At 70.0% G+C, this 15,135-nt stretch carries 11 protein-coding genes and 1 tRNA gene; 5 read left to right on the top strand and 7 right to left on the bottom strand.

What is annotated here, in order from left to right:
- Nucleotides 1-199: 199 nt before the first annotated feature.
- Nucleotides 200-433 carry a helix-turn-helix transcriptional regulator gene (locus ABTV91_RS09825; RefSeq protein WP_433851263.1) on the top strand — a complete coding sequence of 78 codons (234 nt, stop codon included), beginning with the start codon at nucleotides 200-202 and terminating at the stop codon, nucleotides 431-433.
- 178 nt (nucleotides 434-611) lie between these two features.
- Here the strand turns inward: ABTV91_RS09825 and ABTV91_RS09820 are convergent, their stop codons facing one another.
- Nucleotides 612-2,168 carry a sensor domain-containing diguanylate cyclase gene (locus tag ABTV91_RS09820; RefSeq protein ID WP_433851262.1) on the bottom strand — a complete coding sequence of 519 codons (1,557 nt, stop codon included), beginning with the start codon at nucleotides 2,166-2,168 and terminating at the stop codon, nucleotides 612-614.
- 150 nt (nucleotides 2,169-2,318) lie between these two features.
- Nucleotides 2,319-2,394: transfer RNA gene (locus ABTV91_RS09815), tRNA-Phe, on the bottom strand.
- A gap of 347 nt (nucleotides 2,395-2,741) precedes the next feature.
- On the opposite strand from ABTV91_RS09815, the gene ABTV91_RS09810 reads away from it, so the two are divergent.
- Nucleotides 2,742-3,278 carry a lipocalin family protein gene (locus ABTV91_RS09810; RefSeq protein WP_433851261.1) on the top strand — a complete coding sequence of 179 codons (537 nt, stop codon included), beginning with the start codon at nucleotides 2,742-2,744 and terminating at the stop codon, nucleotides 3,276-3,278.
- A gap of 204 nt (nucleotides 3,279-3,482) precedes the next feature.
- Here the strand turns inward: ABTV91_RS09810 and ABTV91_RS09805 are convergent, their stop codons facing one another.
- From ABTV91_RS09805 to ABTV91_RS09785, 5 genes are all read right to left on the bottom strand, one after another.
- Entirely contained in the window at nucleotides 3,483-4,913 is a 1,431-nt protein-coding gene (locus tag ABTV91_RS09805; RefSeq protein WP_433851260.1) for an amidohydrolase, read from the bottom strand.
- Nucleotides 4,914-4,969: 56 nt separating this feature from the next.
- Entirely contained in the window at nucleotides 4,970-6,790 is a 1,821-nt protein-coding gene (locus ABTV91_RS09800) for an amidohydrolase family protein (protein ID WP_433851259.1), read from the bottom strand.
- Between the two features lie 15 nt (nucleotides 6,791-6,805).
- Nucleotides 6,806-7,819, bottom strand: coding sequence for a FecR family protein (locus ABTV91_RS09795; RefSeq protein ID WP_433851258.1), 1,014 nt, complete (start codon nucleotides 7,817-7,819; stop codon nucleotides 6,806-6,808).
- On the bottom strand, nucleotides 7,803-8,390 hold the full coding sequence (locus ABTV91_RS09790; RefSeq protein ID WP_433851257.1) for an RNA polymerase sigma factor: 588 nt from the start codon (nucleotides 8,388-8,390) through the stop codon (nucleotides 7,803-7,805). Before ABTV91_RS09790 ends, ABTV91_RS09795 begins: the two co-directional genes overlap by 17 nt.
- 61 nt (nucleotides 8,391-8,451) lie before the next feature.
- A complete protein-coding gene (locus ABTV91_RS09785; protein ID WP_433851256.1) occupies nucleotides 8,452-11,808 on the bottom strand; it encodes a TonB-dependent receptor in 3,357 nt (1,118 codons plus the stop codon).
- A gap of 176 nt (nucleotides 11,809-11,984) precedes the next feature.
- On the opposite strand from ABTV91_RS09785, the gene ABTV91_RS09780 reads away from it, so the two are divergent.
- The 3 genes from ABTV91_RS09780 (at nucleotide 11,985) to ABTV91_RS09770 (ending at nucleotide 15,032) form a co-directional block, all read left to right on the top strand.
- A complete protein-coding gene (locus ABTV91_RS09780) occupies nucleotides 11,985-12,461 on the top strand; it encodes an LEA type 2 family protein (RefSeq protein ID WP_433851255.1) in 477 nt (158 codons plus the stop codon).
- A 37-nt stretch (nucleotides 12,462-12,498) separates the two neighbouring features.
- Nucleotides 12,499-14,289: an acyl-CoA dehydrogenase C-terminal domain-containing protein gene (locus tag ABTV91_RS09775; protein WP_433851254.1), complete on the top strand. Its 1,791-nt coding sequence runs from the start codon at nucleotides 12,499-12,501 to the stop codon at nucleotides 14,287-14,289.
- A gap of 77 nt (nucleotides 14,290-14,366) precedes the next feature.
- Nucleotides 14,367-15,032 (top strand): HNH endonuclease, encoded by a 666-nt coding sequence (locus ABTV91_RS09770; protein ID WP_433851253.1) that lies wholly within the window; start codon nucleotides 14,367-14,369, stop codon nucleotides 15,030-15,032.
- Nucleotides 15,033-15,135 lie beyond the last annotated feature (103 nt).

Genomic DNA, 15,135 nt, shown 5'->3' with positions numbered 1-15,135 from the left:
GGACCCGCGCTCGGCCGCTTTGCCGGCGGAAGAGCGAACCAGATTTTGCTGCGCAATTGCGCGGCACCCACTCCAACCACTGAAGGTCCCATCGCCCCCGTGCCCCTCCATCAGAATGAGGCCGCCCGGCGATAGGCGTCACCTACCCAAAGGCTCGCTGCGCACCTGTGCAGCGGGCCTTTCTCATTTCAAGGAAGCCATGACGACTCAAACACAGACGACACTGCCGTATCACTTCATGCGCTTGCCCGAGGTCATCGCTACCGTCGGCGTGAGCAAGTCCACACTCTATGCCTGGGCGGCTGCGGGCAAATTCCCGAAGCCAGTACAATTCCCCGGCGGCAACATCGCTGCCTGGGTGTCCACTGAAGTGGCGGCATGGATGGGCGCAGCGGTCACCGCGCGCGATGCTGGACATAGCCTAGCCGCCTGATGCTGGCGGTAACTATGGCGGTAACAGCCAAAGCGAGAACTCCACAACCCCTTGCATTACAGTGGGTTGCGGGTATTATTTCGGAGACCCTGGCTCCACCAAACAGAAAAAACCCCGGGTATCCCCCGGGGTTTTTTCTTGTGCCGGCCAGGCCCGTCCAGCGCCATCGGCCAACGGCTCAGGCCGCCGGCACGTGGAACTCGACCCGGTTGCGGCCGCCGCGCTTGGCCGCGTAAAGCCGCTCGTCGGCGTTCTTGAAGACGGCGGCGACGTCCTGGCCGCTCTCCGGCCAGCCAGCCACGCCCAGCGAGACGGTCACCTGCCCGACCGGCGGCATGCTGGCCTGCTCGACCTGGCGGCGGAGCCGTTCGGCCACCTGCGCGGCGCTGGCCACCGACGCGCCGGGCAGCAGCAGCAGGAATTCCTCGCCGCCGACGCGGCACGGCACGTCGTCCGCGCGCGAGACGTCCTGCATGTGCATGGCCAGCTGCTTGAGCACCAGGTCGCCGACGTCGTGCCCCCACGTGTCGTTGACCTGCTTGAAGTGGTCGATGTCCAGCGAGACGACCGCGAACGGAGTTGCCTGTTCCTGCAGTTCCTGCAGCCTGGCCTGCAGGTGGCGGCGGTTGCCCAGACCGGTCAGCGGGTCGGTGTTCACGTCCTCGCGCAGTTTGCTGATGCTCTTCTGGAACAGGCCGATGCCGAGCAGCATCGCCTTCTTCAGCTCGCGCGATTCGAAATACCAGGAGTGCACAGAACGCAGGTGCTGCGGGGTGCCGGGCTGGTCCATGGCGCGCGCACCGTCGGCAAGCATGTGCAGCGGGCGGGCGATGACGCGCGCGCACCACCACAGCAGCAGCACCGTGGCCGCGGCCAGCGGCAGCGTCTTGAAGAACACCGTGCGCATCAGCGAGGTCAGCGGCGCCAGGGTGACGTCGCGCGGGCGCTGGGCGATGACGCCCCAGCCGGTCGCGGCGACCGGCGCGTAGCCGGCCAGCATCGGGATGCCCTTGCTGTTGACGACCGCGGCCGTGCCGCTGCCACCGCGCACCACGTCGTCGATCGCGCGGTTGCCGCGTATCACCTTGCCGACGCGCCCGCTGTCGGGGTGGTAGATGACCTGCCCGTCGCGGTCGACCACGAACAGGTAGGAACCGTCGTGGTAGAAGTGCTGGCCGAGCAGCCGGTCGAGGATGTTTTCCTTCTGCAGGTGGATGGCGCCGCCGATCGCGCCGAGGAAACCGCCCTGCGGATCGCGGATCGGGCTGACCATCAGCACGATGAAATTGCCGGTCGCCGAGAGGTAGGGCTTGCTGATCAGCGGCGCACGCGAACGGATGGATTCCTTCACCGCGGCGCTGGCCAGGATCCTGCCCTGCAGCTGCAGGGTTTCCGGCGAGGTCGCCAGCACCTTGCCGGTATCGTCGAAGATGACGATGGAATTGAAGCTCTTGCTCATCAGGCGCAGCCGCGCCGCTTCGGTGCCGAGCCTGTCGGCGTCGTGCATCTGCCCGGACAGGAGCTGCGCGGTGTACTCCAGCTGCAGCTGGGCCGACTGGATGAAATCGTCGGTGCTCTTGGCGAGCTTGGTCGCGTAGGCCAGGTTGCCGTCCAGGGTGCTGTCCATCAGCTGCTGGCGCTGCACCTGGTAGCTGGCGTAGAGCGTGTTGGCGAACGGCAGGAAGGCGCCGAGCAGGGCCAGTGCCAGTATCAGCTTGCGCAGGTCTATCGCCATCGTCGCCCTCCCCGTGCCCGGCCTGCGGACTGGCTGGCGCCGTGGCCACTGTAGCCCAACGGCCCGTCGCCAGATACCGGAGCCATCACACAACCGGCAGCGCCCGTGCAAATGAAAAGGGCCTGCATTTCTGCAGGCCCTTCGGATTCGTGGTGGCCGGGGAGGGAATCGAACCCCCGACACGGGGATTTTCAATCCCCTGCTCTACCAACTGAGCTACCCGGCCACTTTGTTTTCGCGACGTTCCCGCCGGCGAGGACGCGCATGATACGGGTGTCTTCCGGTTTCGGCAAGCGTCATGCGGAAGTTTTTTCGCGGCGACGGCGACGATGCTTCCGGGGCATGCGGCCGCCGCGTTGCCGACGCGCCACGGCGGCGTGCGCGCGCCTGCAACGGCAGGACGCACGAGGCCTGTCGACAGCCGTTGGTCCACGACGCGCTGCGATGGAGGGCGGCGCCTTTGGGACCTCGCGTCGGTGGCCCAGAGGGCCGCCGCGGGACGGCGGCAACAAAACCTTTACTTCGCCTTGCGCCGCTTTGCATAGCCTGCGTCCGACCCCCGGAGGCCAGACCATGCACCCTCGCCTGCTCCTGTCGTTGCCGCTGTCGCTGCTGCTCGCCACCGCCGCGTTGGCGGCATCGCCGGTCGAATCGGTCGAACGCTTCGACCTGGACCGCTACGCCGGCCAGTGGCACGAGATCGCGCACCTGCCGGTGTCGTTCCAGAAGAAGTGCGTGGCGGACATCACCGCCAGCTACCGGCTGCGCGCCGATGGCCGCATCAGCGTGCTCAACCGCTGCCGCACCGCCGGCGGCACGATCCAGGCCGAGGGCATCGCGCGCCCGGTCGCCGGGCATCCGGGGCGCCTGCAGGTCCGCTTCGCGCCGGACTGGCTGTCGTGGCTGCCATGGGTGTGGGCGGACTACTGGGTGATCGCGCTGGACCCGGACTACCAGTGGGCGATGGTCGGCGAGCCGGGGCGCGACTACCTGTGGATCCTGTCGCGCACGCCGTCGATGGACGGCGCGCTGCTCGAACGGCTCAAGCGCCAGGCCACCGATATGGGCTACGACCTGGCGCCGCTGAAGGTGATGGCGCCCCTGCAGTGATGCCGGTCAATGGCCGGCACTACCGGGATGCATGGGAAGGCCCACTGAGCCAGGGGGCGCGCCACTGCGCGAAGCGCGAACGGCGAAGCCGGCCCGAAGGGCGAGCCGCTTGCGGCGGGTCAAGGCGCGGGTCGTAGCGAGCGAAAGAAGGGCCCACGGTCTGCAACGCAAACCGTAAGGCGGCAGCGCGCAGCGATGGCGTGTCTAGTGGCGCCGGTAGTCCAGCGGCGGCGCGTCGCGCTGCAGCAGCGGCACGTAGCGGAATTCCGCGCCGCGCCGCCGCTCGAATTCCTCCTTTGCCCCGCGCACGCTGTCCGGCGACTGGAACAACCGCACCGCGGCCAGCGCCAGCGCCCGGGAAGCGTTCAGCGCGCCCTTGGCGCCGATCGGCGCACCCGAAGCCGCCACCGCCTGCCAGCTGTGCGCCGGCGTGCCCGGCACCCAGGTGGCAGTGCCCAGGCCTACGGTCGGCACGTTCCAGCTGACGTCGCCGACGTCGGTCGATGCGCTGCTGGCGGCATCGGCACGGTACGGCTGCACCTGCATCGCCGTCTCCAGCGGCGGACGCCGCTCCAGGCTCTGCTGCAGCGTCCCGGCGAACGTCCGGTCCTTCGCGTCGTAGCGCACGCCACCCACCTGCTCCAGCGCCGCCTGCATCACCTGCCCCAGCGTGTCGTTGGGCAGCAGCGAGAACACGCCGCCGGTCTGTTCGAACTCGACCGTGGTGCCGGTGCCCATCGCCGCGCCGTCGGCGGCCCTGCGCAGGCGCTCGAACACGTCGCGCACCACCGCCGGATCGACGTGGCGCACGTAGTAGTAGGCCTCGGCGAAATCCGGCACCACGTTGGGCGCGCTGCCGCCATTGCTGATCACATAGTGGATGCGGGTGCCGTCAGGCACGTGTTCGCGCATCAGGTTGGCCATGTGGTTGAACGCTTCCACCGCGTCCAGCGCGGAGCGGCCGCGGTCCGGCGCGATGGCCGCGTGCGCGGCGACGCCGTGGAAACGGAACTTGCCGCTGATGTTGGCCAGGCTGGTGCCCTGCGCGGCCGAGTTCTCCGACGCCGGGTGCCAGTGCAGCACCACGTCCACGTCGTCGAACAGGCCGGCGCGGGTCAGGTAGACCTTGCCCGAACCGCCCTCCTCGGCCGGCGTACCGTACAGCCGCACCTCGCCCGGCGTCCCGCTGGCCTTGAGCCACTGCGCGATGGCGCGCGCGGCCCCCACCGACGCCGCGCCGAACAGGTTGTGGCCGCAGGCCTGGCCCGCGTCCTGCCCGGCGATGGGCATGCGCACCGGTTCGGCCGCCTGCGCCATGCCGGGCAGCGCGTCCATCTCGGCCAGCAGCGCGATCACAGGGCCGCTGCCGCGCGTGCCGTAGGAGGCGACGAACGCGGTCGGCATGCCGGCCACGCCGGCCTCGATGCGGAAGCCGGCCTGGCGCAGTTCCTGCTGCAGCAGGCGCGAGGAACGCTCCTCCAGGTAGCCCAGTTCGGGCTGCTGCCACAGCAGCCGGCCGACCTCGGCCTGGCGGGTGGCGTAGGCATCGAGGTGGGCGAGCACGTCGCCCTCGCCAGCGCGCGCGCCGCCCAGCATCGCCAGCAGCACCGCACCGGCAAGCAGTCCGTGTTTCATCGCCTGTCTCCGCTCCACCTGTTCCATCTCCCGCGATGCCGGGACGGCAACCGCCGTCAATAGAAGCCGACGTTGTCGATCTCGAACCACACCTTGCCGCCGGCCTCGCCGCCGGCGGAAAACACCAGCTGCTGCACGTCGTCGCCCTTCCATTCGGCCACCGGCCCCTTGGCGCGGTACGGCGGCTGTCCCTGCAGCGCGGAGAACGGGATCTCCACCGTGCGCCACTGCGGCGCGGCCTCGACCGGCGCGGTGAAACGCCGGTCGCCCAGCGCCCGCGCCTCCAGCCGCAGCGCCGGCGTGCCGCCGCGCACGTCGAAGCGGATGCCGCGGTAGGCGCGCAGGTCCACCGGCGCGACCGAGCCACGGCTCAACGGCAGGATCGCCGCGGCATAGGCGGTCGGCTTGGTGGACAGGCGGGCCTGCACCGACAGCGCGTTGCCGCCGCTCTCGCGGGCCACGACCTCGCTCACCTGCACGGTGCGGTCGTTGCCGCCGTCGGCCTCGTCGATGCGCAGCGTGTCCAGCGCGGTGCGCCCGTCGGCGCGCTCGAAATCGTCGACCAGCGCCGCCACCGGCTGCGCCGGCAGCGACAGCGCGCGGTTGCCGGCCGGCAGCCGCGTGCCCTTGCCATGCACCTGGCGGCCGGCGACATAGACCCGCTCGGTATTGCGGATGTCGCCGATGCGCTCCCACGGCCGGCCCTTCACCAGCAGCAGGTCGGCACGCTTGCCGACCTCCAGGGTGCCGCGGTCGTCCACGCCCAGCGCGCGGGCGCTGTTGGCGGTGCCGGCAAGCAGCGCCTCGGCCGGGGTCAGCCCGGCATCGACCAGCAGTTCCAGCTCGCGCAGGGTCGATGCGCCGTGCGGCGTGCCGGTCATGCCGGCGTCGGTGCCGACCACCACCGGGATGCCGGCATCGTGCAGCGCCTTGACGTTGTGCAGGGCATTGGCGAAGTTGCGCTCGCGCTGCCGCAGCACCTCCGGGCGCGCGCCGGACCTGCCGCTGCCGTCCACGCGCTCGGGCAGGTAGACCGCCAGCGAAGGCGCGTAGGCGGTGCCGTGCTCGCGCATCAGCCGCACCAGTTCCTCGTCCACCGGCGTGTCCTGCACGCTGTGCGCGATCACGTCCACGCCGGCGCGCGCGGCGACCTTGCCGCGCTTGACCATCACCGTGTGGGTGAACACCTTCAGGCCGTGTTTGTGCGCCTCGTCCACCAGCGCGGCCAGGGTTCCCTCGTCCATGCTGCTGTTGTCGGCGGCATTGGAATAGCGCCAGCCATCGGTGAAGGCCTTGATGAAATCGGGCCGGTAGGCGGCGACGGCACGCACGCCGGCGCGCGCGGCCTCGGGCGAATTCACCCAGCGCGTGGTGTTCTCGTCGCCCCAGTCGGCGCCATGGCCCAGCGGCGTGCTCATGCGCGCGGCGAACTTCACGTCCGGCGCGGCGATGTCGGCCAGCCACGCGCGACGCGGCGCGTAGGCCTCCGGCGGCTCGTGGAAATCGCTGACCGTGGTGACGCCAGCGGCCATGTACAGGTTGGCGATCTGCGGCAGCTCGGCCGGGCGCGCGTTGGGCGTCCAGTGCGTGTGCAGGTCGAACAGGCCGGGCAGCAGCGCCTGCCCGCGGGCGTCCACCACGCGCGCGCCCCTGGGCGCGGCCAGCGTTTCGCCGGCGCCGGCGATGGCGGCGATCCTGCCGTCCTCCACCAGCACGCTGGCCGGATAGGCCGGGCGGCCGGTGCCGTCGAACACCATCGCCCCGCGGATCAGCAGCGCCTTGTCGGCGGACGTGGCGGCCACGCAGGCCTGTCCGCTGGACAGCAGCAGCGCGGTGAGCAGTGCGAGCGCGCGGGCGCGCCGGGAGTTTCTGTTCATGTCTTCAATCCAGAGTCATTGCATGGAATGCGCCGCGTGCGGCGCGCTCACCGGCGTGCGCAGGCGCACCACCTTGCCCTGCTGCTCGACCACCAGCCCCAGGCTCAGGGCGACGCTGCGGGCGAAGCCCAGCGGGTCGCTGGCCGAGTACAGGCCGACGATGCGGCGGCTGCCGACCACCGGATCGTCGATGACGATGCGGGTGTCGCTGTAGCGCAGGAACTGCGCGGCCGCCACCGAGAGCGTGTCGCCGTTGAAGGACAGCATGCCCTCGCGCCAGGCCAGCTGCTGTTCCAGGTCCTCGCTGGGAACGGGCTCGATGCGGATGCCATGGCTGCGGTTGGCCAGCGCGCGGTAATTGGCCAGCAGCCGCGCCGGCGCCACCGCGCCCTGGGTGTCGGCCACGTCCACCACGCCCTCGCGCACCAGCACCTCGACGCCGCCGCTGCGGCGCTCGTTGAGGCTGACCGCGAAGCTGGTGCCCACCGCGGTCACGTCGGTCTCCTCGGCCCGCACCACGAACGGGCGGCCGGGGTTCTTGGCCACGTCGAACAGCGCCTCGCCCTGCAGCAGGGTGATGTTGCGGCGCGTGCCGGTGTAGCGCACGCGCACCTGCGAATCCGAATCCAGGGTGATCGCCGAGCCGTCCTGCAGCGGCACGCGCAGGATCTCGCCCTTGCGCGTGGCGTAGTACTCGGCGTCGTCGTCCTGGCGATGCACGCCGATCGCCAGCAGGCTGAGCACCGCGGCCGCGCCCGCCGCCCAGCGCAGCAGCCGCCGCGAGCGCCCGAAACGCGGCCGCGACGGCGCGACGGCCGCCGCCGGCGCCACGCCGCTGGACAGCGCGCGGGCGCGGGCGGTGCGCGCCAGCACGGCATGGGCCCGCGCATAGGCGCCGAAGTGGCGCACGTCGGCCTGCAGCCAGGCATCGCGCGCGGCCATCTCCCCGGCGCCCAGCGCGGCGCGGTCCTCGCGCGCGACCCAGGCCGCGGCGATATCGTCGATGCTGCGTTCATCGTGTGCGCGCATGTCGCGTTCCTCCAGCTCCGAGCCTGTCCCTGCCCTCTTCCACGTCCTTCCCGTCGCGCTTCATCGAATCCATCAGTACCCGGATTCCCTTGCAGATGTGTTTCTCCACGGTGTTCTCGCTGATCCGCATGCGCTGGGCGATCTCGCGCTGCGAGTAGCCCTCGACCCGGCGCAGGACGAAGGCCTCGCGGCACTTGTCCGGCAGGCTGTCGATCAGCGCGCCGATCCGCGCCAGTTCCTGCCGCGAGGACGCGGTCCGCTCCGGACACGCCTCCTCGCCGCTGGTGGCCACCCGCTCGATCTCGGCCACCGCCTCGATCGACACCACCTGCGCGCGCCGCAGCTGCTGCAGCACCACCGACTGCGCCACCGAGTACACGTAGGCGCGCGGCTGGCGCACGTGGGACACGTCCGCCATCGCCGCCAGGATGGCGTAGGTCTCCTGGATCACGTCATCCACGTCCTGGTGCACCGGCAGGCGCCGCTGCAGCCAGTCGCGCAGCGCCGGCTCGCAGGGCAGCACGTGTTCGGCCAGCCACAGCGCCCGCCCAGCCGCCATCGCCGCGCTCATGCCGCGCCTCCCGCTGCGCCCGGTCGTGGCCGGGCGCTGTCGCATGCGCCGTACCGTTCCATCAGAACGCCTTGGTCACGTTGATGTACCAGTAGCGCGGCGTGGCCGAGTACAGCGTGGACAGGTAGCCGCGCGAATCGGCCGACACCGGCGGGCGGCGGTTGTCGATGTTGTTCACGCCCAGCTTGATCGACGTATCGGACAGCCAGCCGTCGCCGGCGAGGTTGTATTTCACGTGGCCGTTCCAGAAGGTGCTGGAACCGGGCTCCCAGTAGCGGCCGTCCGGGTACTGCAGCGCGGTGTCGTAGAAGTTGCCGACGTAGCGCGCGCTCAGGCCGGCCTGGAAATTGCCCAGGGTCCAGTTCAGCGTGCCGCTCCATTTCCACTTCGGCTTGCCGTCGACCATGATCAGGTCGCCGCCGCCGCCGATCGAGGTGGCGGCGTTGATGATGCCGGCCTCGCGCGCGTCGAGCAGTTCCTGGATGGCCGGCGAGACTTCGCGGTAGTACTCGATCAGGCGGGTGCCGTTGAGCGCCAGGTTGAAGCGGCCGGCGGCCGTTTCGGGCGAAACCCAGTTCAGGCCGAAATCCACGCCGCGCACGGTCTGCGGCAGCAGGTTGACGTACTGGTCGAGCACGTACAGCACCTGGCCGGCCGGCGCCAGGCCGGTGCCCTCGAAGCGGGCGATGTCGTCGGCGTTGGGATCGGCGCGGATCACGTTGGGATTGCTGCCGCCCTGCACCCGCATCACGTAGTCCAGGATCAGCGCGTTGCCCTCGCCGAAGATGCCGATGATGCCTTCCTGCTTGTACTTGTAGTAGTCCAGCGACAGGCGCAGCCGGCCCATCGCCTCGGGCAGGAACTTCGGCTCGAACACGATGCCGGCGCTGGTGTTGTCCGAGGTTTCCGGCTTCAGGTCCGGGTTGCCCGAACGCCGCGCGGCGGTGCTGTAGCTGTGCGCGCAGTCGCTGTACTTGGCGATGGTGCCATTGCGCAGTTCCGCCTCGCACTGGATGTGGTCGCGCCGCGAGTTGGCGCGGGTGATGACGGTGGCGTTGACCTGCTCCAGGTTCGGCGCGCGGAAGCCCTGCGACCAGGAGGCGCGCAGGCTCAGGCCGTCGAGCACTTCCCAGCCCAGCGCGACCTTCGGCTTGGCGACGCTGCCGAAATCGCTGTAATGCTCGGCGCGGCCGGCGATCTGCATGTCCAGGCTGCGCACCAGCGGGATGTCCCAGTCGCGCGACACCAGCGGCACGTACAGTTCGGCGTAGACGCCGCCCACCGAGCGCGAGCCCTGCGTATCGGGCGTCGGGCTGACGCCGTACTGGTCGGTGGGGTATTCCACGCCGGAACGGCTGTGCCAGGTGATCGTGCCGTCCAGGCGCGGGTCGCGGTCGTCCAGCTGCTTCTCGCGGCGCGCTTCCACGCCCATCGCCACGCCCAGCTCGCCGGCCGGCAGTTTCAGCAGGTCCGGGCGCGAGGCCTTGAAGTCCCAGAGCATCAGCGTGCTCTCGCTCTTGCGCACCGATTCGTACATGACCGAGTCGATCGCCGCCTGGCTGTTGCCGGCGCCGAACGGATTGTAGGCGTCGGGCGTGGAACCGGCCATCGAGGCCTCGAACAGCGTGGCGCTGACCGAATTCTGCGAATCGCGCACCTTGGCCTGCGAATACAGCAGCGCGCTTTCCCAGTCGAAACCGTAGTGGAAGCCGCGCAGGCCGCCCAGCACGCGCACCTGGGAGTTGTCGACGGTGACGCGGGTGGGCTCGTCGAAGCGGTAGTTGCGGATGACCACGTCCACGCCCTCGTCGGGAATGTTCAGGCCCGGCAGCCGGTTCGGATTGAGGGAACCGTCGGGCAGGTACTTCGCGCCGAACGGGTTCCAGTAGCCGCTGGCCGCCACCGTCGCCGGCAGCGAGGCGATCGAGTTGACCGGCTGCTGCAGCGAACGCGAGCGCGAGCGGTAATAGCCCAGCTCGCTGAAGAAGCCCACGCCGTTGTCGAAGTCGTACTTGCCGGTGGCGAACAGGTTGACGCGGTCCAGGTCCGGCTGGAACGTCACCGGGATGCTCTTGTTGGCGTCGTACCGCGTGTTGCGGTCGGCGCCGGAGGTCGCCGCCGAGCCGGACTGCATGCAGACCCCGTCGCTGATCGTGACCGCGCAGCCGTCGTTGCCGTCCGGCTGCACGTGGAAGAAACCGGCCGCCGTGGTCAGGGCCTTGCCGTTGGAGCGGATGACGCCCGGATGCTTTGCGGTGAACTGGCCCCAGCGCCCGGTGGTCGTGCGCAGGTCCAGCGCGTTGGAACCATCGAACTCGGTGCCTTCGAAATCGAACCAGCGCAGGTGGGTGTTGGTCCACGACTGGTCCCAGGAATCCAGCCCGGTGCTGTCCTGGTAGTTGTAGGCGACGGTGACGTTGCCGCGCATGTCGGCGAAGTTCCTGCCCCACAGGCCGTTGAGGCTGCGGTCGCGCAGCCCGGTGCCCTCGCCGAAGCCGTACTGCACGCTGACCGAGCCGCCGTCCACGTCGTCGCGCAGCACGTTGTTGACCACGCCGGCCACCGCGTCGGTGCCGTAGATCGCCGACGCGCCGTTGAGCAGCACGTCCACCCGGCGCAGGTTGGCGACCGGGATGGTGTTGGCGTTGTAGGTCAGCACCGGCACCAGCTGCTCGTCGGCCTGGCTGGTGGGGTGGACCACGGTGCGGCGGCCGTTGATCAGCAGCAGCGTGTTGCCCACGCCCAGGCCGCGCAGGTTCATGGAGGCGATGTCGCCGCGCGCGTAGTTACTGCTGTTGGTACCGAAGCCGTTGCGGAAGGTCACGTCGCCCATCTGCGGGATCGAGCGGAACAGCTCGTCGCCGGAGACCGCGCCGGTGGCCTCGATCTGCTCGGCCTGCAGGCCGATCACCGGCAGCAGGGTTTCCGAGGCCGCCACGCCCTTGATCTGGCTGCCGACCACCGAGACCTGGTCCAGCGTATTGACCTTCTGGCTGGCCGGCTCGGCCTGCTTCGGCGCCGGCACCGGTTCCGGCTCGGCGGCCTGCGCCACCGCCAGGCCGCCCAGGCCGCCGAGCGAGGCCAGCATCGGCGCGGCCGCGCGCAGGGTGATGGTGCGGCCGTCGTCCGAGGCGACGGTGAGCCCGGTGCCGTCGAGCAGGCGGTTCAGCGCCTGGCGGGCATCCATCTGCCCCTTCAACCGCCCGACCTGGATGCGCCCTTCATCGCCCATCGCCGCCGGGGCGATGATCTGCAGGCCCGCCTGGCGCGCGAACTCGGGCAGCACGTTCTCGATGCTGCCGCCTTCGATGTCGAACTGCGGCGGCGCGGCGAACGCCGGCATGGCCACGCACAGCGCCACGGCGGCCAGGCCGCCGCGGATCGCGCTTGCCAGCGGCAACAACTTGAATGAACGCATTGATGAACCCCTCTCCGGATAGATGCGAATGCGGCGACTTTGTCGGTCTCCTGACATGCCTAGATGGGCGGGCGGAAAAGTTCCGCCATCCTTCGCCACCGGCGCCCCGCGGCCACGCCCGCCATACGGCGTAGTATCCTTTGGGCGATCCCCTCCGGACCCGAGGACCGAGCAGTATGCGTTTTCGCCCACAGTACGTCCTGACCGCAGTTCTCACCCTTGCGCTCGCCGCCTGCGGCGGCGGCGTGGTGAAACGGGTTTCCGAGCCCGCCGCCGGCATCCAGCAGCTCACCGTCGGCAACGACGGCAGCTGGGACGTGGAGCTGCGCCTGCGCAACTACAGCTCGATGCCGATGCGTTTTGACGACATCGCGCTGGAGATGAAGGTGGGCGACGAAACGGCCGGCACGCTGAAGGCCGCGCCCGGCCTGTCGATCGGCCCGGAGTCGGCCGACGTGGTCAAGGTCCGCCTGCAGCCCAGTTCGCCCGCCCGCATCGTCATGGCCGACGCCCTGGCCGGCGGCCGCTCGCTGTTCTACGAACTGGAAGGCACGGTCAAGGCCACGCCCGAAGAGAAGAAGCAGCGCAGCTTCGAGGTGGACAGCCGCAACAGCCTGAACCAGGCGCCCGGCCTGCCCGGCGTGCTGCGCTGACCCGCTTCCCCTTTCCGTTTTCTCCGAGACCGCACCGATGAGCAACTACAAGGCCCCTGTCACCGACCTCCGCTTCGCCCTGCACGATGTGCTCAAGGCCGAGTCCCTGTTCGCCGCGATGGGCCTGGAAGACGCCAGCGCCGACGTCATCGACGCCGTACTGGAGGAAGCCGGCCGCTTCAGCGCCAGCGTGCTGGCCCCGCTCAACGCCGTCGGCGACGAAGCCGGCTGCACGCTGGACAAGGCCACCGGCGAGGTCACGACCGCGCCCGGCTTCAAGGAGGCCTACGCGCAGTTCGTCGAAGGCGGCTGGACCGGCCTGACCGCGGCGCCGGAATTCGGCGGCCAGGGCATGCCGGGAACGCTGGGCATGGCGCTGAGCGAGATGGTGTCCTCGGCCAACCTGGCCTGGAGCCTGTTCCCGATGCTGTCGCACGGTGCGGTCGAGGCGCTCAAGCACTACGGGCAGGACTGGCAGAAGGAGGCCTTCCTCAAGCCGCTGGTGGCCGGACACTGGACCGGCACCATGTGCCTGACCGAACCGCACGCCGGCACCGACCTGGGCCTGCTCAAGACCCGCGCCGAGCCCAATGCCGACGGCAGCCATTCGATCACCGGCACCAAGATCTTCATCACCGCCGGCGAGCACGACCTGAGCGAGAACATCGTGCACCTGGTGCTGGCCAAGCTGCCCGACGCGCCTCCCGGCCCGAAGGGCATTTCGCTGTTCGTCACGCCCAAGTACAAGGTCGGCCGCGACGGCGCCATGGGCGAACGCAATGCCCTGCGCTGCGGCGCGCTGGAACACAAGATGGGCATCCACGGCTCGTCCACCTGCGTGATGAACTTCGACGGCGCCCAGGGCTGGCTCGTCGGCCAGCCGCACAAGGGCCTGCAGGCGATGTTCGTGATGATGAACTCCGCGCGCCTGGGCGTCGGCATCCAGGGCCTGGCCCAGTCCGAACGCGCCTGGCAGGGCGCGCTGGCCTATGCCCGCGAGCGCCTCCAGTCGCGCGCGCCCCGCGGCGCGCAGCTGCCGGACAAGCCGGCCGACCCGATCATCGCCCAGCCGGACGTGCGCCGCATGCTGCTGTCGATCAAGTCGCTGACCGAAGGCGGCCGCCTGCTCGCCGCGCACGCCTACACTCAGCTCGACGCCGCGCAGAACGCCGCCGACGCGCAGGCGCGCGCCGACGCCGAGACCCTGGTCAGCTTCCTCACGCCCATCGTCAAGGCCTGCCTGACCGAGTGGAGCATCGAGAACACCTACAACGCGCAGCAGTGCTTCGGCGGCCACGGCTACATCGCCGAGCACGGCATGGAACAGCTGGCACGCGATGCCCGCATCACCACCCTGTACGAAGGCACCACCGGCATCCAGGCGCTGGACCTGATCGGGCGCAAGACCGCCGTGTCGCAGGGCGCCGGGCTGAAGCTGTTCCTGGCCGAGATCGAGGCGTTCATCGCGGCAAACGCCGGCAACCCCGCCGTGGCCGAGTTCCTGCCGGTGCTGGGCGCCAAGGCGCAGGAATGGGGCACGCTGACCATGGCCGTGCTGCAGCGCGCCGCCGCCAACCCGGACGAACTGGGCGCGGCCAGCTGGGACTACCTGTTCTACAGCGGCTACGTGGCGCTGGCCTACTGGTGGGCGCGCGCCGTGGCCGCGACGCAGTCCTCGTCCCATACCGACGACTTCAAGCAGGCCAAGCTGGAAACCGCGCGCTTCTACTACGCGCGCATCCTGCCGCGCACCCTGGCCCACGCCGGCAGCATGGAAAGCGGCGCCGAGCCGCTGATGGCCATGGACGCCGCGCGCTTCGGCGAGTGAAACCGACCCGGCCGCCGTCGCCGATGGCGGCCGGGTTTACACAAACTGTCACGCTTCGTGTATAAGCTGTTTTCCCGATGGAGACAGACACTACACCGCGTGGTCTGATCGATACCGGAGTCGCCGCATCCGCTCCGGAAGCGGAGTTTTCGCTCCCGCCCCCCCTGCACCGCCTCGGTTCCGTGCGCCTGCTGTCGCTGGACGCGCATGGCCGCGTGCTCGACTGGATCAACTGGCAGGAAGCCTCCTGCCTCTACGCGCGCGGCGCGGTGGCGTGGACGCTGGGCGACCCCTGCCTGCACGTGCACGGCGCCACCAACCGCGCCAGCGGACTGCGCAGCGGCCTGGACCTGCACCCGATCATCGCCTCGCGCGGCCATGCCCGTTCGCGCGCGATCGACCCGACCCCCAACCTCACCAACACCGCGCTGTTCGCCCGCGACGCGCAGCTGTGCCTGTACTGCGGCCAGCAGTTCAGCCGCCCGCACCTGACCCGCGACCACGTCATGCCCCTGTCCAAGGGCGGCCGCGACATCTGGGAGAACGTGGTCAGCGCCTGCTTCCAGTGCAATTCGCGCAAGAGCAACCGCACCCCGCAGCAGGCCAACATGCCGCTGCTGGCGGTGCCCTACCGGCCGAGCTGGATCGAGCACCTGATCCTGTCCAACCGCAACATCCTGGCCGACCAGATGGCCTTCCTGCAGGCGCAGCTGCCGAAGAAGGCGTTGCGGCGCAGCGCGTGATCCGGGCAATGCCGGCCTTGCCCGGCCCGCACGCCGCAGGGCCATGACTCCCCTGTAGGAGCGACTTCAGTCGCGTCAGGGCCGTACCGGGAAGCCTCCATCG

The organism is Stenotrophomonas nitritireducens (assembly GCF_050984405.1).
Lineage (GTDB): Bacteria > Pseudomonadota > Gammaproteobacteria > Xanthomonadales > Xanthomonadaceae > Stenotrophomonas > Stenotrophomonas nitritireducens_B.
This window is presented reverse-complemented; position numbering and strand designations above follow the sequence as displayed.